We start from the raw sequence: 16,982 nt of genomic DNA, 5'->3' as shown, positions 1-16,982 counted from the left end.
GACTGGGGGTTGCGGTCGGGGCGAGTCAGCCGAAGATCATCGGCAGGTCGCCGTCGTCGTCGCCGAGTTCGAGGTCGACGAGCACCGGCACGTGGTCGCTCGGGGCGTCGCCCTTGCGCTCGTTGCGGTGGATCGACGCGCCGGTCACGGCGTCGGCGAACGCCTTCGAGCCGAGGATGAAGTCGATGCGCATGCCCTCGTTGCGCGGGAACCGCAGCTGCTTGTAGTCCCAGTAGGTGAAGAGCCCCTCGGGCACGTGCGGCCGCACCACGTCGGAGAGCCCCGCGCCCTCGAGCGCGAAGAACGCGGACCGCTCTTCGGGCGACACGTGGGTGGTCTGGCCGACGACGACGGTCGGGTCGCCGTTGTCGACGTCGAACGGCGCCACATTGAAGTCGCCCATGAGCGCGAACGGACGCTCGGGGTGGGCCGTCGTCTCGGCGCGGGTGTACTCGGTGAGCGCGGCGTACCAGTCGAGCTTGTAGGTGAGGTGCGGGTCGCCGAGCGCGCGGCCGTTCGGCACGTAGAGGCTCCAGAGCCGCACATCGTCGACGGTGGCGCCGATCGCCCGTGCCTCTTTCGGCAGGTCGGGCCCGTCGTGGCCCTTCAGGAAGCCCGGCATGCCGGGGAACTCGATCTCGACGTCGCGGATCGGCGTGCGACTCGCGATCGCGACCCCGTTCCACTGGTTGAGCCCGTGCAGCGCGAGCTCGTAGCCGGCCTGCTCGAACGCCTCGTGCGGGAACTGCTCGGGCTTGCACTTGATCTCCTGCATGGCCAGCACGTCGACGTCTTCGCGCACCATCCAGTCGACGACACGGCCGACGCGGGTGCGGATCGAGTTGACGTTCCAGGTGGCGATGCGCATGGGTTCCAGCGTAGGTCAGGCCGGCGACACCACGAGCCGCGTCAGTCGCCGCTGCGCGCGAGCACCGGCACCACGATCCAAACCGCCGCGACGGCGATGAGCGCGACGGCGATCGCGATGAAGCCGGCCTCGCGGCTGACCGCGACGTCGAAGATGAGCCCGGCGACGCCGACCGCGAGCAGCGACACGACGCCGAGCAGCACGAACAGGATCCGGTTTCCCGTGCGCACGAGGCGATCCTTCTGGCGGCGCCCGTAGAGCATGCGGTGCAGGATCACGGGTGCGAGCCCGAGCACTGTGGCGAGGCCGGCGAGCCCGACGAGCGTCAGGTAGAGCACGAGCTCGTACTCGTCGAGGTCGGCGAAGCGGGGCTGGAAGGCGGCCGCCAGCAGGAAGCCCGAGATGAGCTGCGTGCCCGTCAGCACGGAGCGCAGCTCCTGCAGGATGTCCGCCCAGTTGCGGTCGAGGCGCTCGGTCGGCGTCTCGTTCCGCGCGGCGGAGGTGTCGGTGGCCATACGCGATCGTATCGCCGCGGCATCCGGTCGGTTCAGGCCCTTGCCTGTGACCCGCCCGCTATGGCAGGGCCGGTGAACTGCCAGAATGGTTGCGCCGCCACCCGGCGGCAGCGGAGTCCGATGGGGGAGCGTCCATGGCTGCAGGTTTCAGCGTCGAGGGCGTCGACGGGCTGCCCGAGATCTCGAAGGGCGACGACCTCGCCGCGCTCATCGCGGGGGCGACCGACCTCGCCGACGGCGACATCCTCGTCGTGACGTCGAAGATCGTCTCGAAGGCCGAGGGGCGCGTCGTCGAGGCATCCGACCGCGAAGCCGCGATCACCGCCGAGACCGTGCGCGTCGTCGCGACGCGCGAGTACGACGGCGGCATCACCCGCATCGTCGAGAACCGGCAGGGCATCGTGGGTGCCGCCGCCGGGGTCGACGCCTCGAACGCGCCCGACGGCACCGTGCTGCTGCTGCCCGTCGATCCCGACGCCTCCGCACGCGATCTCGCGACCGGCCTGCGCGCGCTCACCGGGCACCGCGTGGGCGTCATCCTCTCCGACACGCTCGGCCGGCCCTGGCGCGAGGGGCAGACCGACCTCGCGATCGGCGCGGCCGGCGTGCACGTCTTCGACGACCTGCGGGGCGGCACGGATGCCTCGGGCAAGCCCCTCTCCGTGACGATGCCGTGCGTGGCCGACGAGATCGCCGGCGCCGCTGAGCTCGTGAAGGGCAAGTCGTCGGGGGTGCCGGTCGCCATCGTCCGAGGGCTCGACCGCTACGTCGGCGACCTCGACCTGCCCGGTGCGCGCTCGATCCAGCGGCCGAGCGAGCGCGACCTGTTCCGGCAGGGCGCCGACGAGGCGTACGACGAGGGGTACCGGGCCGGGTTCGACGAGGCCCAGGCCGAGGGGTCGCTCCGCTCCACCTCGGAGGACTTCGGGTAGGCCGCCGCCCCACCGGCGCACTGGCTTCGGCTTTTGGATCCAAACCCTGTGCCCGCTGCCGGTTCTTCCGATACATTCGGTTGCCATGAGCGAACTCACCGCCCCGACGGGCCGGACCCCGGGCTCCGGGCTCGACGCCGACGCCCTGCAGCAGCTCGCCGGCAAGCACCAGACGGGCTATCGCTCGGTCGGCGTGATGGTCTACGACATCCTGCGCGATGCGATCCTCAACGGCACGCTGCCGCCGGGGCAGAAGCTGCGGCAGGAGACGCTGGCCGAGTCGATCGGCGTCTCGCGACTGCCGGTGCGCTCGGCGCTCATCCAGCTCGAGGCCGACGGGCTCGTCGAGTTCCACGAGCGGCGGGGCGCCGTGGTGAAGTCGCTCTCGGCCGACGTCGCGCGCGAGGTGTACGACATCCGCACGCTCCTCGAGGTCGAGGCGCTGCGTCGCTCGATGGCCGAGATGACCCCTGAGCGCCTCGAGCGGCTGCGTGCGCTCGGACGCACCGCCGACGCCGAGGAGGAGGGCGCCGACTTCGTCGACGCGCGCACCGAGTTCTACGCCGAGCTCTACGACGCCGCCCGCCGGCCCGTGCACTGGGAGATGATCGAGCAGCTGCGCCTCAAGGTCGGCCGGTACGTGCTCGGCTGGCGTCTCGTCGACGGCGCGGAGCACGGGCACTCGCATGAGGAGCTCATCGCGGCCGTCGAGGGCGGCGACGTCGAGCACGCCGTCGGCGTGCTGCGCTCGCACCTCGAGCACGTGCGCGACGCGGTGCTCGAGCTGCTCGACCGCGAATCGGCCCCGGCGCCCGCGCGCCGCTGACGCGGACGGCGCGAGTGCGAGGCATCCGCGTGTTCTTGCCTTTTGGATCCAGTATCCGAAAGAATGACTCACGACGCACACGAGGAAATGCCTCGGCGTGACGCCGCCCGGTCGACCCGCGAGAGGATGGAGGAGTGTCAGTGCACATCGGCTACGCCGCCATGCTCGAGCAGTTCCCTCCCGCCGAGGCGGTCGCGCTCGCCGCGCTCGCCGAGCAGCACGGGTTCACCGGGGTCATGGCGACCGACCACTTCCAGCCCTGGACGCCTCGCCTGGGGCAGGCCTCGCACGTCTGGAGCGTGCTCGGCGCGCTCGGCGAACGCACCCGCGGCGACTTCGGTCCGGGCGTGACGACGCCGACCTTCCGCACCCACCCCGCGGTCGTCGCCCAGGCCAGCGCGACGCTCGCCTCGATGTACCCCGGCCGGCACTGGCTCGGCATCGGCTCGGGCGAGGCGCTCAACGAGCACGTCGTCGGCCAGTACTGGCCCGAGGCGCCCGACCGCATCAACCGCATGTTCGAGGCCGTCGAGCTCATCAGGAAGCTGTTCACCGCCTCGATCGCCGGCCGCGACGTGCGCCACGCCGGCCCGAGCTTCAAGCTCGAGACGACCCGGCTCTGGACGATGCCGCCGGTCGCCCCCGAGATCTACGTCGCGACCGCCGGGCCTGTCACCGCGCGCCGTGCCGGCCGCGTCGCCGACGGGCTCATCACGACGACCGGGCCGATGGACCGGCTCGAGGCGCTGCTCGCGCGCTTCGCCGACGGTGCGCGCGACGGCGGCCGCGACGTGCGGCGCATGCCGAAGATCCTGCAGCTGCACCTGTCGTGGGCCTCGACCGATGGCGACGCGATGCGCAACGCGCTCACCGAATGGCCGATCGCGGGCATGCGGTTCGGGCGCAGCGACATCCGTTCGCCGTTCGAGTTCGAGCAGCTCGCGCGCACGGTGCGCCCCGAGGACTTCGAGGGCCGTATGGTCGTGTCGGCCGACCCCGACCGGCACCGGGCCGAGATCCAGCGGTACCTCGACCTCGGCTTCGATCGCATCTACCTGCACAACGTCGGGCGAAACCAGGCCGAATGGCTCGAGGTCTTCGGCAGCGAGGTGCTTCCGAGGCTGCGCGCATGAGCGGCGCCGGCATGGATGCCTCGGCCGAGTCGCTCCCGCCGGCCGGGCCGACCGCGCAGGCACGATCGGCCGACTGGACCGTCGTCGTCCCCGTCAAGGCGTTCGCCGCGGCGAAGACCCGGCTCGGGCCCGTCGTACCCGCCGAGGCGCGTGCCGCCCTCGCCAGGGCGTTCGCGCTCGACACGATCGCGGCGGCACGCGCCGCTCGCAACGTCGGTCGCATCGTCGTCGTCACCGGCGAGGTCGACCTCGGGTCGCCGCTGCCCGACGGCGTCGAACTCGTGCGCGAACCGCAACCGGCACCGGCCGAAGGCCACGCCCCACCGGACGGCGCCCAGGCGGGCTCGCCCGCCCGCCCCGCCCCGACCGGGCTGACCGCCGCGATCGACGCGGGGGTCGACCACGCCCGCACCCACGGGCTCGCACCGGTCGCGGTGCTGCTCGGCGACCTGCCCTCCCTCCGCACGAGCGAGCTCGAGTTCGCGCTCGAGGCCGCCGCCAGGCATCCACTCGCCTTCGTCGCCGACGCCGACGGAACCGGCACGACCCTCGCGACCGCCGCGGAGGGCGTGCTCATGCGCCCCGCGTTCGGCGAGCAGTCGGCGGCACGGCATCGCGAGGCCGGCTTCGCCGACCTCGCGGGCAGCGCCCCCTTCGCGAGCCTCCGCCGCGACGTCGACACCGTCGAGGCGCTCGAGCGCGCCCTGCAGCTCGGCGTCGGCGGGCGCACGGCCGAAGCGGTCGCCGTGCTCGCCGAGGGATCGCTGCCGCACACCGGGTTTCGACCGGCTCAACCAGCAGAAAGAAGGAGCACGACATGACCCTCACCCTCGGATACAAGGCCAGCGCCGAGCAGTTCGACCCGCGCGAGCTCGTCGAGATCGCCGTCGCCGCCGAAGGGCACGGCATGGAGTCGGTGTTCACGAGCGACCACTTCCAGCCGTGGCGCCACACCGGCGGGCACGCGCCGTTCTCGCTCGCGTGGATGGCCGCGGTCGGCGAGCGCACCTCGACCGTGAAGATCGGCACGAGCGTGATGACGCCGACGTTCCGCTACAACCCGGCGGTGCTCGCCCAGGCGTTCGCGTCGCTCGGCGTGCTCTACCCCGACCGCATCATCGCGGGCTTCGGCTCGGGCGAGGCGCTCAACGAGATCGCGACCGGCTTCCGCGGCGCGGGCGAGCAGGACTGGCCCGAGTTCCGCGAGCGCTACGCCCGGCTCCGCGAGTCGGTGCGCCTCATGCGCGCGCTCTGGAAGGACGAGGGGCAGGTCAGCTTCGAGGGCGAGTACTACTCGACGCACGACGCCTCCATCTACGACCGGCCGGATGTCGCGGTGCCGGTCTACATCGCGGCAGGCGGACCGCAGGTCGCGAAGTACGCCGGGCGTGCCGGCGACGGCTTCATCTGCACGTCGGGCAAGGGCGCCGAGCTCTATGTCGACCAGCTCATGCCGGCGGTTCGCGAGGGCCTCGCGGCGCGCGACGACGGTCGCACCTTCGACGAGTACGACCGCATGATCGAGATCAAGCTCTCGTACGAGGAGGACCTCGACACCGCGCTCGACAACACCCGGTTCTGGTCGCCGCTGTCGCTCTCGAAGGAGCAGAAGCACGACATCACCGACCCGGTCGAGATGGAGCGCGCCGCCGATGCGCTGCCGATCGACGTGATCGCCAAGCGCTGGATCGTGGGCACCGACCCCGACCGGGTGGCCGAGCAGATCGGGCAGTACATCGACTGGGGCTTCAACCACCTCGTGTTCCACGCGCCCGGGCACGACCAGCGCCGCTTCCTCGAGCTGTTCGAGCGCGACCTGGCGCCGCGGCTGCGGGCGCGCGGCTGAGGCGGGCTGCGCGGGCCCGCCCGCCGGTCGACATGTCGGAGGATTCGCTCGTTCAGCGCTGAGTTGAGCGGTTCGCGGCAGATTCTCCGACATTTCGGTCGGGCGAGCTCAGCTGATCGGCAGACGCTTCGGTGTGAAGGTGGGCTCAGTCGGCTGGGCGCCGCGCCGGGGCAGCCTGGCGGCGGAGTTGAGATAGAGGAACGCGAGCACGCCGAACTCGACCAGGCTGAAGACGCTGACGACCAGGGCGGTCCTGGGGGCGGTCGGGCCTGAGAGTTCGAACACGAGACCCAGCAGGGAGGAGACGGTGACCACGGCGAACAACACGCCGAGGTTTCGCGAGAGTGTCCGTCGCGCGGTCATTTGCCACCACTGTCGAGGGGGCGCGATGGGCTCGCCGCGGCCACGGAAGATGCGGGCGCCGTAGAGCACGGCGACGATCGTCCAGACGGTACTGATCGTCATGAACCAGGCATCGCTCATTCCGATCGCTGTCGCGGCCGGTGCCGGAATCGGCAGCAGGTACGCGGCGACGACATACACGAGCTTCCAGCCCCAGTGGGTGATCCTGAGATCGAGGATTCGGCGCAACGGTGCTCCCTGCAGTGCGGTGGAGCAACGATAGCGTGCCTTCGGCTGAACGACGTGCAGGAATCCCTCGCGTGAGCAGCCACCCACCGCCGCCCGACTCCGTTCAGCCGGGTTGGCATGCGGACCCCATCGCGGGCGACATGCTGCGTTGGTGGGATGGGGCCGGAGTGGTCGGAAACCGAGTTCAAGCTCGCTCGCCCGGTGATCCCGGCCCTGACGACACACGTTCGACGGGATCTCCGGCTCGGCCCATTCGGCCGGATCGGTTCGCTGTTCGACATCGCCGTGTGCGGAGTGCTCGTCGTCGGCGGACTCGTGATCGCCCTGACGGCGCACCCGTTCGGATGGGGTCTGATGGCCGCCGGCATCGGGCTCGAGCTCGTCTTCATCGCCGTGGCGATCGTGGTTCGTCGGGTCACGTGCCTTAGCGCCTCACGAGGGCGATCTGGGGTCGACGAGTCCGAGCGGCGCTGAATCAGCGCGAACCGCAGCGATGAGTCCGCTGACGAGCCCCCGCACTCACCCCGCCGGCTCGACCACCAGCCCCGTGCCGCCGCCGCGGCGCACGGGTTCGGCTGCCGCCGTCATGAGCCCGTCGGCGTCGACCTCGATCGCCGCGACGGCGCCGATCTCGGCCGAGGTCGAGAACGTGTGCCCGTACTCGGCGAGCGCCGCCTCGTAGGCCGCCCGGAACGCCGGCTCCGCCGCGACCGCCGCGGTGTTGCGCTGCGAGGCGCGCGGGGCTGCGACCGCCTCGGGCAGGGTCATGCCGAGGTCGATGCGGTTCACGAGCACCTGCGCGACGGTCGTGATGATCGTCGACCCGCCGGGCGAACCGACGACGTAGCGCACCTCCCCGCCGTCGAGCACGATCGTCGGCGACATCGACGAACGCGGGCGCTTGCCCGGTTCGACGATGTTCGGGTCGGCCGGATTCGGCACGAAGCTGAAGTCGGTGAGCTCGTTGTTGAGCAGGAACCCGCGCCCGGGCACCGTCATGCCCGAGCCACCGGTCTGCTCGATCGTGAGCGTGTACGCCACCGCGTTGCCCCACTGGTCGACGACCGAGAGGTGCGTGGTCGAGATGTTCTCGGTGTCGAGCGGCTCGTCGAGCGCGGCCGTCGCGCAACCGGCCGCATCGAGCGGTGCAGGGGGAACGGGCTTCACCGACGCGGCATCCGGGTCGATTACGCAGGCCCGCGCGTCGGCGAACGACTGGCTCAGCAGCGTCTCGGTCGGCACGTCGACGAAGGCGGGGTCGCCGACGTAGGCGTTGCGGTCGGCGAAGGCGTGCGCCGTGGCCTCGAGGTACAGGTGCAGCGCCTGCACGGGGTCGGCGCCCGCGAGATCGAAGTTCTCGAGGATGTTCAGCGACTCGCCGACGGTCGTGCCGCCCGACGACGAGGGCGCCATGCCGTAGACGTCGAGACCCCGGTACTCGACGTGCGTCGGCGCCTGCTCGAGCACCTCGTACTCGGCGAGGTCATCGGCGGTCAGATATCCCGGGTAGACCGGCAGGGTCGCATCGGGGGTGGTGATCGGCGCCTGCGCGACGGCGGCCATCTCGTCGGCGAGTGCACCCTCGTAGAACACGTCGGTACCGCCGAGCGCGATCTGGCGCATGGTGCGTGCGAGGTCGAGGTTCTTGAAGACGCTGCCGACCTTCGGTGCGTCGCCACCCGGCAGGAAGAGCTCGGCCGTGGCGGGGAAGGCCGCGAACCTCGCCTGGTTGGCGAGCGTCTGGTCGCGGAACGTCTGGTCGACGACGAACCCCTTCGTCGCGAGCAGGATGGCCGGCTGGAGTGCGTCGCGCAGCGACGTCGTGCCGAACTCGTCGAGCGCGGCCTCCCAGGTCGCGAGGGTGCCCGGCGTGCCGACGGAGAGCCCCGAAGAGACCGCGTCGGCGAACGCGTAGGGCGCGCCCGTCGCCGGGTCGATGAAGGCGTCGCTCGGCATCGCGGCGGGTGCGGTCTCGCGACCGTCGATCGTCGACACCGCGCCGGTCTCGGCGTCGAAGTAGACGAGGTACCCGCCGCCGCCGATGCCGGCGCTGTACGGCTCGGTCACCCCGAGCGCGGCAGCGGTGGCCACTGCCGCGTCGACCGCGTTGCCTCCGTCGCGCAGCACCTCGAGGCCGACGGCGCTCGCCGAGGCATCCACCGACGAGACCGCACCGCCGAACCCGGTCGAGGTCGCCGGGGCCGGTGGTGCCGGCCGCCCGGTGACGGCGGTCCCCGCTGCGGCGGTGTCGGCCGTCGCACCGGTCGGTGCGGCGAACGCCGCGAGCGAGAGCGCCGCGGCGATGGCGATGATGCTGCGGCCGGCCGCGAAGCGGCCGCGATCGACGTTGACCATGGGGACCCCCCGAAGTGGTGACATCTGCGCGTTCGCCCTCACGCTAGACCCGGGGCGCGGGGGCGGCAAGCCCCTTTGTGCCTTCGCGGGGTCAGTGCAGGCCGGGCCGGTTCACGCTCGGCGGGATCGCGCAGTAGTCGTAGTAGTACCGGGTCGGCACGGCCGGATCGCTCACGTCGACGATGACGGACGCACCGGAGTGCGGCAGCTCGTCGCCCGCGAGCGTCCACACCGAGAAGTGCCAGACGCCGCGCACCGTGTCGTCGAGCAGGTGTCGGCCGTCGACGACGAGCACTACGTCGTCGCCCTCGGCGCCTACCAGCGTGCGGGCACGGAAGGGGTCGACGAGTTCGGCCCGCAGGGTCGCCTCGTCGACCGTGCCGACACTGCTGCGCACGACGGTCGTGCCGTGCCGGTGGCCCGCCGTGCTCGCGTCGGTCGGGCCGGGTGCGAGGGCGAGGCGGGCGGCGACCGCCGCCGCCAGCTCATCCGCCAGGCGAGCGGATGCCTCGGGGTCGGCGCCGTCGACCGCGATGAGGCGGCGCCCGCGGCGGGCGTTGTGCAGGAACTCGTCGGCGATCCACTCGATCGTCGGCAGCGGGCCGACCTGCATCGGGCTCATGCGCCAAGGCTACGCCGGTCGTTCGCCGCAATGCTTGCCGTGCCGTGCTCCTGCACGTGCAGCGGGGCCTCGCTCGACCCGGGCTGATGGTCGCCGAATTCGTGCGGTCGGAGGTTCGGTAGCGGCGATGCAGCGGTCTCCGCCTCGGCGTGCTGAGGCGCGGTCGCTCCGCGCGCGGTGTGGATGTGTGGATGTGTGGACGTACGCGGTGTGGATTTGTGGACTTGTGGACGTGCGCGGTGTGGATTTGTGGATGTGTGGACGTGCGCGGTGTGGATTTGTGGACTTGTCGACATGCGCGGTGTGGATTTGTGGACTTGTCGACATGCACTGCGGGAGGTGAGGCCCCGCCCTCGGCAGGTCCGGGTTCTGGGCTCGAGGCTTGAGGCTCCGTGCTCGACGCTCCGTGCTCCGTGCTCTGTGCTCGACGCTCCGTGCTCCGTGCTCTGTGCTCTGTGCTCTGTGCTCTGTGCTCGACGCTCCGTGCTCCGTGCTCTGTGCTCCGTGACCTGGGCTCCGGGAGCGTGGTCCGAACGCGTGTGCAGCGCGAGCTCGTGGGTTCAGCCGAGACCGGCGTGCGCGCCCGAGCCGGCAGCGACAGGCGTCGCAGCATGCGACGACCCCGGCGCCGCAGCATGCGACCCCGGCGCCGCGACGGCGATGAGCGGGCGGCCCGTGATCGGGTGCTCGACGACCTGCGCGCGCACCCCGTACACCCGCTCGACGAGCTCGGCGGTGAGCACCTCGCCCGGCGCGCCCGCCGCGACGACGCGACCGTCGGCGAGCACGATCACGTGGTCGGCGTACGCGGCGGCGTGCGAGAGGTCGTGCAGCGCCGCGACGACCGTGAGTCCCTCACGGGCGAGCCCGGCGAGCAGCTCGAGGGCGGTGAGCTGCGCCGAGAGGTCGAGGTGGTTCGTCGGCTCGTCGACGAGCAGCAGCTCGGGCTGCTGCGCGAGCGCGCGCGCGAGCACGACCCGCTGACGCTCGCCGCCCGAGAGCTCGGCGACGGAGCGCCGCGCGAACGCGGTCGCGCCGACCGCGTCGAGGGCCCGCGCCGCGATCTCCCGGTCGCCGGCGCCGACGGCGGCGAACGCACCGAGGTGCGGCGTTCGTCCGAGCAGCACGGATGCCTCGACGTCGAGCTGCGCGTCGACCTCGCCCTGCTGCTCGGCGAGGGCGACGAGCCGCGCCCGCTCGCGGCGGCGCATGCCGGGCAGCGAACGGCCGTCGAGGGCGAGGTCGCCCGCTGCCGCGCGTTCGACCGCGGCGACGAGGTGCAGGAGCGTCGACTTACCCGCGCCGTTCGGCCCGACGAGCGCCGTGAGCGCGCCGCCCGGGAGCGTCGCGTCGATGCCGTCGATGATGGTGCGCCCGGCGCGGTCGAAGTGCACGCGGGACAGGTCGAGGCTCATGTCGTGCTCCTTCTGCGCAGCAGCAGCCAGGCGAACACCGGGCCGCCGATCAGGGCGGTGAGGATGCCGACCGGCAGCTCCCGCGGGTCGAACATGGTGCGGGCCGCGGTGTCGGCCCACACGAGGAAGATCGCGCCGGCCAGCATCGACAGCGGCAGCAGCGCCCGGTGGCCCGGGCCGACGACGAGGCGCACGGCGTGCGGCAGCACGAGCCCGACGAAGCCGATCGAGCCGCTCACCGCGACGAGCGCACCCGTGAGCATGGCGGTGCCGCCGAGCAGCAGCACCCGGCTGCGTGCGACGTTCACGCCGAGCGCGGCCGCGCCCGTCTCGCCGACCGCGAAGGCGTCGAGCGTGCGCGCGCTCGCGACGAGCGGCACGCCGACGACGACGAGGGCGACGCCCGAGATCGCGACCGACGTCCAGTCGGTGCCCGCGAGCGAGCCGAGCAGCCAGTTCAGGATCTCGCGGTAGCTGTCGTTCGTCGCGCTCCAGAAGATGACGAGGCTCGTGATCGCGCCGAACACGCTCGTCACCGCGACGCCGGCGAGCACGGTCGCCGTCGGCGAGAGCCGGGCGCCCGCCGAGCCGCCGGCGCGGCCGGCCCGGCCGGCCCCGAGCGCGAGTCCGAGGGTCGCGAGCAGTGCGACGATCGCGCCGGCGAAGGCGGCGAGCGGCAGCATGAGCGACCAGCCGAGCACGAGCACGACGACCGCGCCGACCGAGGCGCCCGACGAGAGGCCGAGCAGGTACGGGTCGGCGAGCGGGTTGCGGGTGAGCGCCTGCATGACGGCGCCGCAGAGGGCGAGGCCCGCGCCCACCGCGGCGGCGGTGAGCACGCGAGGCATGCGCAGCTGCCAGACGATGCCGTCGCGCAGCGGTGACAGCGTCGACTCGCCGAACCCGAGGTGGGCGCCGACGCTCGCGAGCACGTCAGCCGGCGACAGCGCCGCCGGGCCGATCGTGACCGCGACCACGATCGACACCACCAGCAGCGCCGCGAGCCCGGCGCCCCAGAGGAGGGTGCGAGACGCGCCGCCCCATCGAGTTGCCGAGTTCTGCGCTTCCCGAGCGGGGGAAGGACGGCTTTCGGCGACTCGACGATCGGTGCCGCGGGTGGCAGGCGCGGACATCAGCCCTCCAAAGCGTCCAGCTGGTCGACGATCGAGGCGACGGCGTCGACGTTGCGCACGCCCGCCTCGGTCGCGGGGAAGCCGACGACGACGTACCGCTCGCCCTGCACCGCAGGAAGCGACGCGGTCGCCGGGTTCTGCTCGAGCGCGGCGATCTTCGCGTCGGCGGTGTTCCACGGCGCGTCGACGAGCACGATCACGTCGGGGTTCGCCTCGACCACGGCCTCCCACGACATGGCCGTCCACGTGTCGTGCACGTCGGCCGCGACGTTCTCGAGCCCGGAGGCATCCATGATCATCTGCGGTGCGCCGATGCCGGCGCCCACGAACGGCTGGTCGTCGCCCGACGAGTACCAGAGCGCGCTCAGCCCGTCCTGCGAGGGGGTGATCGCCTCGAGCGCCTCGCGCTGCGACGCGACGAGGTCGGCCGCGCGGTCGGGCACGCCGAAGATCGCCCCGGCCTCCTCGAACTCGCGGAACACCTCGTCGAAGGTGAGCGGGTCGGGCATGTAACCCTCGCCCTTGCAGGCGGCTGGGGCGACGTACGTCGCGACGCCGAGCGCGCCGAGGGCGTCGCGCTCGCCGGCGCCCTCGGCCGAGAGGTTCGACTCCCAGCCGGCGTAGACGAGGTCGGGCTCGACGGCGAGGGTCGCCTCCTGCGAGGGCACCTTGTCGCTCAGCACCTCGAGGCCGTCGGCCTGCGACGCGGATGCCTCGGGCACGGGCCCGTCGCTGAAGGCGGTGCCGACGATCTTGTCTTCGAGGCCGAGCGCGAGCATGAGCTCGAGCGTCGACGACTTGACGGTGACGACCCGCTCGGGGGCGGCGTCGAACGTGACCTCGGTGCCGCAGTTGTCGAGCGTGAGCGGGTAGGCGGATGCCTCGCCGCCGGCGCCGTTCGCGGCGTCGGCGGTGCTCTGCGAGGGGCCGGCGGGGCTCGCGCAACCGGCGAGCAGGGCGACGGCGGCGACGGCGGTGAGGGCGAGGGGCAGGCGGGCGTGGCGGTGCATGGGCAGAGTTCCTCCGGGATGGCGTGCAGGCGTGTCCGACGACGGTCGGCGACTCGCGGCCCAATCCCGGGCCACCACGACCGGGCAAGTCAGCCCGGTGGTCGCTTCGAAGCCTAACGCCGTGAGGACTTCGGAATCAATACTGGATTCTGGATCCAAAATGGGTCATGATGTCCTCGCGGGCCTCGATCGAGCATTCGATCAGGGCCGGGGCGACGGTTCGCCCGCCGTGTCCGGGTCCCGCGCAACGCCGCGTCGAGATCCGGGAGGACCCGCATGAAGAGCACCGAGGTCGAGTTCTACAGCGAAGGCGATCGCATCGCCGCGATCTGGCGGACGCCCGACGAGGTCGACGGCCCGCTGCGTGCGATCGTGCAGGGCCCCGGCTGGCTCGGCCTGAAAGACGCGAAGCTCTACGTGCGCTACCACGAGGCGCTCACCGCCGCCGGCTTCGGCGTGCTCGTCTTCGACTACCGCGGCTTCGGCGACTCGGCCGGCGACCGCGGCATCCTCTCGCCCGCCCGCCAGCTGCAGGACCTCGTGAACGCCGTCACCTACCTGACCACGCGCGACGATGTGGACGCCGACGCGATCGGTGCGTTCGGCACCGGCGGCACGGGCGGCGGCAACGCCGTGCTGCTCGCCGACGCCGACCCGCGCGTGAAGGCGGCCGTCAGCCAGGTCCCCGTCGCCGACGGCACCGACTGGCTGCACCGCATGCGGCAGGAGCACGAATGGCTGGCCTTCCTCGCCGGCCTCGAGGAGGACCGTCGGCTGCGCGTCGCGACCGGCGCCGGACGCCTCGTGCACCCCCGCGAGGAGATCATGGTGCCGACCCCCGAGCGCCGCGCCACGACCATCAAGGCCGACGTCGACGACAGGATCCCGAGCGCGATCCCGCTCTCGTGCGCCGACGAGATCCTCGCCTACCGGCCCATCGACGCGGCATCCCGCCTCGAGACCCCGCTCCTCGTGATCGGCGTCGAGGGCGACGCGACCACCCCGACCGATCACGCCGAGCGCCTCTACGCCGCGGCGAAGGGGCCGAAGCAGCTCATCATGCAGCGGCACACCACCCACTACGCGGCGTACGACCGCTACTGGACCGAGACCACCCCGCTGATCGTCGACTGGCTCGACCGCTACGTGCGGCCGAGCGACGTCGAGGTCCGCACCACCCGCTCGCCCGGCCAGGGCGAGACCGCAGAACGACTGGAGGCGCCCGTGGAGGCAACGCGTTCGGAGGCCGTGCGATGAGCATCGACCTGAGAATCTCCGGCGGCATCGTCGTCACCCCGTCGGGGCCCGTCGCCGCCGACCTGCTCATCGACGACGGCCGCGTGGCCGGCATCGTCGGCGCCGGCGTCGCGGCCCCGGCCGACCGCACGATCGACGCGACCGGCCGGCTCGTGCTGCCCGGCATGGTCGACGTGCACGTGCACACCCGCGAGCCCGGCTACGAGCACAAGGACGACATCCTCACGACCTCGCAGCAGGCCGCGGCCGGCGGTGTCACGACGATGTTCGGCATGCCGAACCTCAACCCGCCGACCGTCGACGTGACGACCCTGCGCGACGTGTTCGACCGCTACACGGCGAGCTCGATCGTCGACTGGAACCACAACCCGGCGCCGACGAAGTTCGACGACATCGTGCCGATGGCCGAGATGGGCATCTGCGCCTACAAGATCTACATGGTCGTCGACACGGGCCGCACCTACCCGCACCCGGCCGGCACCGGCATCCACGACCACGGCCACCTGCTGCAGATCATGGACCGCATCGCCACGACCGGCAAGCGCTTCATCGTGCACCCGCACGACCAGGCGCTCATGGACTACATCGAGGGCGAGGTGCTCGCCCGCGGCGAGAACACGCCGCAGGGCTACGCCTCGGCGTACGCGGCCCGCGAGGGCGTCATCTGGGACACGGCGATCGACGTCGTGCTGCGCCTCGCCGAGGCATCCGGCTGCCCCGTGCACATCGCGCACATCCAGACGCGCCGCTCGATCGAGGCGGTGCGCCGCGCGAAGGCCGCCGGCGTCGACGTGACGTGCGAGGTGAACCACTGGGCGCCGTTCCTCTCCACCTGGCACGACGTCGAGACCCTCGGGCCGTACGCGCTGTCGTACTGGGTGCCCGACGACAACCGCGCCGCCGTGTGGGAGGGCATGCGCGACGGCACGATCGACATCGCGAGCTCCGACCACGCGCCGCACACGCGCGAGGAGAAGGAGATCGGCTGGACCGAGATGTGGAGCGCGCACACCGGCACGCCCGGCATCCAGTACTACTACGAGCTCATGCTCGACGCCGTCAACCGGGGCGAGCTCACCCTCGAGCGCGCGGTCGACATGGTCGCCCGCATCCCCGCCGAGAAGTTCGGCCTCGCCGGCGTCAAGGGCTCGCTCGAGGTCGGCGCCGACGCCGACATCGTGATCGCCGACCCGGCCCACGAGTGGACCATCACGAACGACGACGTGCTGTCGAAGATCGGCTGGACCCCGTACGACGGCCGCACCATCTCCGCCCGGATCGAGCGCACCCTCGTGCGCGGCCGGGAGGTCTACGCCGACGGCGTCGTCGTCGGCAAGCCCGGCGACGGGAAGCTCGCGGCCGCACGGGCCGAAGGACCAGCGGCGCACGCCGCCGTGGCGGCCGGCTCGGCCGCAGAAGGGAACTGACATGAAATTCGGACTGCTGCTGCCGCACTTCGGCGAGGAGGCGAGCCGCGAGAAGCTGCTCGAGGGCTCGAAGCTCGCCGAGGAGAAGGGCTTCGACTCGGTCTGGGTGCGCGACCACCTCGTGTTCGAGCCGCACGGCGAGATGGAGAAGCCGAACCGCACCTTCTACGACGCGCTCACGACGCTCACCGCGATCGGCGCCGTGACCGAGAAGCTCGAGCTCGGCACGGGCTCGCTCATCCCGTTCCGCCACCCGCTCGTGACGGCGCTCATGGCCGGCACGATCACCCAGCTCGTCGGGCCGCGGCTCATCCTCGGGTTCGGCGCCGGCACCTTCGACCACGAGTTCGAGGCCGTCGGCTGGGGCGACCTCAACCGCGTCGAGATGGTGCGCTCGAACGCCGAGATCCTGAAGCGGGTGTTCACCGAGAACGACGTCACCTACGACGACGGCATCTTCTCGTTCGAGAACGTGACGATCGAGCCGAAGCCCGTCGGCGGGCCGGTGCCGTTCTGGTACTGCGGCGCGACGCCCGCGTCGGCCCGACTTGCGGCCGAGTACGCCGACGGCTGGATGCCGGGACGCATCTCGCTGCGCACGATGGAGAAGCGCATCGAGGTCATGAAGAGCATGACGGATGCCTCGGGGCGGCCGATGCCGACCGTCGCCGTGATCCCGCCGACGTCGATCGAGGACACCCGCGAGGAGGCGCTCAAGCACGTGAACATCCCGGGCCTGCTCGCGTGGGCGAACAAGGCGCGGTTCACGGTGAAGCCGGAGTCGGGCAGCTTCCAGACCGTCGAGGACCTCGAGGGCCAGCTCATCGTGGGCGACCCCGACCAGGCCGTCGAGGAGATCCGGAAGTTCGAGGCGCTCGGCGTCGAGCACCTCGTGTTCGACTTCCGGTTCAAGTTCGACCGCTTCTTCGAGCAGATCGAGCTGCTCGGCACGGAGGTGCTGCCGAAGTTCCGCCAGGGGCAGGCTGCGGCGTGACCCTGCCTCTGCCGGTCGAGTAGCGAGCGAAGCGAGCGTATCGAGACCATCACACGGG

General features: G+C 71.8%; 16 protein-coding genes. 8 read left to right on the top strand and 8 right to left on the bottom strand.

All coding sequences use genetic code 11. The features are described 5' to 3' along the window. Positions 1-25: 25 nt before the first annotated feature. Together ACFWGP_RS09145 and ACFWGP_RS09140 are read right to left on the bottom strand one after the other, a co-directional pair. Positions 26-868, bottom strand: coding sequence for an exodeoxyribonuclease III (locus tag ACFWGP_RS09145; RefSeq protein ID WP_275505153.1), 843 nt, complete (start codon positions 866-868; stop codon positions 26-28). Positions 869-909: 41 nt separating this feature from the next. After that, positions 910-1,383, bottom strand: coding sequence for a DUF6328 family protein (locus tag ACFWGP_RS09140; RefSeq protein ID WP_231429557.1), 474 nt, complete (start codon positions 1,381-1,383; stop codon positions 910-912). Positions 1,384-1,517: 134 nt separating this feature from the next. Between ACFWGP_RS09140 and cofE the strand changes: the two genes are divergently transcribed. The 5 genes from cofE to fgd all read left to right on the top strand — a co-directional run bounded on the left by cofE (position 1,518) and on the right by fgd (position 6,120). Then, positions 1,518-2,315: a coenzyme F420-0:L-glutamate ligase gene (gene cofE, locus ACFWGP_RS09135; RefSeq protein ID WP_376930725.1), complete on the top strand. Its 798-nt coding sequence runs from the start codon at positions 1,518-1,520 to the stop codon at positions 2,313-2,315. 85 nt (positions 2,316-2,400) lie between these two features. Next, complete coding sequence (locus tag ACFWGP_RS09130) at positions 2,401-3,141, top strand: GntR family transcriptional regulator (RefSeq protein ID WP_376930724.1); 741 nt, start codon at positions 2,401-2,403, stop codon at positions 3,139-3,141. Between the two features lie 134 nt (positions 3,142-3,275). Further along, positions 3,276-4,274, top strand: coding sequence for a TIGR03557 family F420-dependent LLM class oxidoreductase (locus ACFWGP_RS09125; RefSeq protein WP_376930723.1), 999 nt, complete (start codon positions 3,276-3,278; stop codon positions 4,272-4,274). Further along, positions 4,271-5,095 (top strand): 2-phospho-L-lactate guanylyltransferase, encoded by an 825-nt coding sequence (gene cofC, locus ACFWGP_RS09120; RefSeq protein WP_376930722.1) that lies wholly within the window; start codon positions 4,271-4,273, stop codon positions 5,093-5,095. The genes ACFWGP_RS09125 and cofC overlap by 4 nt, the downstream gene beginning before the upstream one ends. After that, positions 5,092-6,120: a glucose-6-phosphate dehydrogenase (coenzyme-F420) gene (fgd, locus tag ACFWGP_RS09115; RefSeq protein WP_376930721.1), complete on the top strand. Its 1,029-nt coding sequence runs from the start codon at positions 5,092-5,094 to the stop codon at positions 6,118-6,120. Before cofC ends, fgd begins: the two co-directional genes overlap by 4 nt. Before the next feature lie 108 nt (positions 6,121-6,228). On the opposite strand, the gene ACFWGP_RS09110 is transcribed toward fgd, so the two are convergent. From ACFWGP_RS09110 to ACFWGP_RS09085, 6 genes are all read right to left on the bottom strand, one after another. Continuing rightward, positions 6,229-7,047, bottom strand: coding sequence for a hypothetical protein (locus ACFWGP_RS09110; protein ID WP_376930720.1), 819 nt, complete (start codon positions 7,045-7,047; stop codon positions 6,229-6,231). Between the two features lie 183 nt (positions 7,048-7,230). Continuing rightward, entirely contained in the window at positions 7,231-9,066 is a 1,836-nt protein-coding gene (gene ggt, locus ACFWGP_RS09105; protein WP_376930719.1) for a gamma-glutamyltransferase, read from the bottom strand. A 91-nt stretch (positions 9,067-9,157) separates the two neighbouring features. Next, complete coding sequence (locus ACFWGP_RS09100) at positions 9,158-9,688, bottom strand: hypothetical protein (RefSeq protein ID WP_231429566.1); 531 nt, start codon at positions 9,686-9,688, stop codon at positions 9,158-9,160. 560 nt (positions 9,689-10,248) lie between these two features. Next, positions 10,249-11,103, bottom strand: coding sequence for an ABC transporter ATP-binding protein (locus ACFWGP_RS09095; RefSeq protein ID WP_376930718.1), 855 nt, complete (start codon positions 11,101-11,103; stop codon positions 10,249-10,251). Then, positions 11,100-12,236 (bottom strand): putative F420-0 ABC transporter permease subunit, encoded by a 1,137-nt coding sequence (locus ACFWGP_RS09090; RefSeq protein ID WP_231429568.1) that lies wholly within the window; start codon positions 12,234-12,236, stop codon positions 11,100-11,102. The genes ACFWGP_RS09095 and ACFWGP_RS09090 overlap by 4 nt, the downstream gene beginning before the upstream one ends. Next, positions 12,236-13,246, bottom strand: a complete 1,011-nt coding sequence (locus ACFWGP_RS09085) for a putative F420-0 ABC transporter substrate-binding protein (protein ID WP_376930717.1) — start codon at positions 13,244-13,246, stop codon at positions 12,236-12,238. Before ACFWGP_RS09085 ends, ACFWGP_RS09090 begins: the two co-directional genes overlap by 1 nt. A 276-nt stretch (positions 13,247-13,522) precedes the next feature. Between ACFWGP_RS09085 and ACFWGP_RS09080 the strand changes: the two genes are divergently transcribed. From ACFWGP_RS09080 to ACFWGP_RS09070, 3 genes are read left to right on the top strand one after another with little or no spacing between them, the layout of a single operon-like run. After that, positions 13,523-14,503 (top strand): alpha/beta hydrolase, encoded by a 981-nt coding sequence (locus tag ACFWGP_RS09080; RefSeq protein ID WP_275505160.1) that lies wholly within the window; start codon positions 13,523-13,525, stop codon positions 14,501-14,503. After that, entirely contained in the window at positions 14,500-15,930 is a 1,431-nt protein-coding gene (locus ACFWGP_RS09075; protein WP_376930716.1) for a dihydroorotase family protein, read from the top strand. Before ACFWGP_RS09080 ends, ACFWGP_RS09075 begins: the two co-directional genes overlap by 4 nt. 1 nt (position 15,931) lies before the next feature. Beyond that, the gene (locus ACFWGP_RS09070; RefSeq protein ID WP_231429572.1) at positions 15,932-16,924 is read left to right on the top strand and encodes an LLM class flavin-dependent oxidoreductase; all 993 of its coding nucleotides are present in this window, start codon (positions 15,932-15,934) and stop codon (positions 16,922-16,924) included. Positions 16,925-16,982 lie beyond the last annotated feature (58 nt).

It is taken from the genome of Agromyces sp. NPDC127015 (assembly GCF_042725165.1).
GTDB lineage: Bacteria > Actinomycetota > Actinomycetes > Actinomycetales > Microbacteriaceae > Agromyces > Agromyces chromiiresistens.
The sequence above is the reverse complement of the archived record's forward strand: the minus strand, read 5'-3'. Positions and strand labels throughout refer to the sequence as shown.

Excerpts from the sequence above, each read along its gene's own strand:
- ACFWGP_RS09145 (WP_275505153.1), bottom strand. The coding sequence starts at position 868 with ATGCGCATCGCCACCTGGAACGTCAACTCGATCCGCACCCGCGTCGGC.
- ACFWGP_RS09140 (WP_231429557.1), bottom strand. The coding sequence starts at position 1,383 with ATGGCCACCGACACCTCCGCCGCGCGGAACGAGACGCCGACCGAGCGC.
- cofE (WP_376930725.1), top strand. The coding sequence starts at position 1,518 with ATGGCTGCAGGTTTCAGCGTCGAGGGCGTCGACGGGCTGCCCGAGATC.
- ACFWGP_RS09130 (WP_376930724.1), top strand. The coding sequence starts at position 2,401 with ATGAGCGAACTCACCGCCCCGACGGGCCGGACCCCGGGCTCCGGGCTC.
- cofC (WP_376930722.1), top strand. The coding sequence starts at position 4,271 with ATGAGCGGCGCCGGCATGGATGCCTCGGCCGAGTCGCTCCCGCCGGCC.
- fgd (WP_376930721.1), top strand. The coding sequence starts at position 5,092 with ATGACCCTCACCCTCGGATACAAGGCCAGCGCCGAGCAGTTCGACCCG.
- ggt (WP_376930719.1), bottom strand. The coding sequence starts at position 9,066 with ATGGTCAACGTCGATCGCGGCCGCTTCGCGGCCGGCCGCAGCATCATC.
- ACFWGP_RS09100 (WP_231429566.1), bottom strand. The coding sequence starts at position 9,688 with ATGAGCCCGATGCAGGTCGGCCCGCTGCCGACGATCGAGTGGATCGCC.
- ACFWGP_RS09095 (WP_376930718.1), bottom strand. The coding sequence starts at position 11,103 with ATGAGCCTCGACCTGTCCCGCGTGCACTTCGACCGCGCCGGGCGCACC.
- ACFWGP_RS09090 (WP_231429568.1), bottom strand. The coding sequence starts at position 12,236 with ATGTCCGCGCCTGCCACCCGCGGCACCGATCGTCGAGTCGCCGAAAGC.
- ACFWGP_RS09085 (WP_376930717.1), bottom strand. The coding sequence starts at position 13,246 with ATGCACCGCCACGCCCGCCTGCCCCTCGCCCTCACCGCCGTCGCCGCC.
- ACFWGP_RS09080 (WP_275505160.1), top strand. The coding sequence starts at position 13,523 with ATGAAGAGCACCGAGGTCGAGTTCTACAGCGAAGGCGATCGCATCGCC.
- ACFWGP_RS09075 (WP_376930716.1), top strand. The coding sequence starts at position 14,500 with ATGAGCATCGACCTGAGAATCTCCGGCGGCATCGTCGTCACCCCGTCG.
- ACFWGP_RS09070 (WP_231429572.1), top strand. The coding sequence starts at position 15,932 with ATGAAATTCGGACTGCTGCTGCCGCACTTCGGCGAGGAGGCGAGCCGC.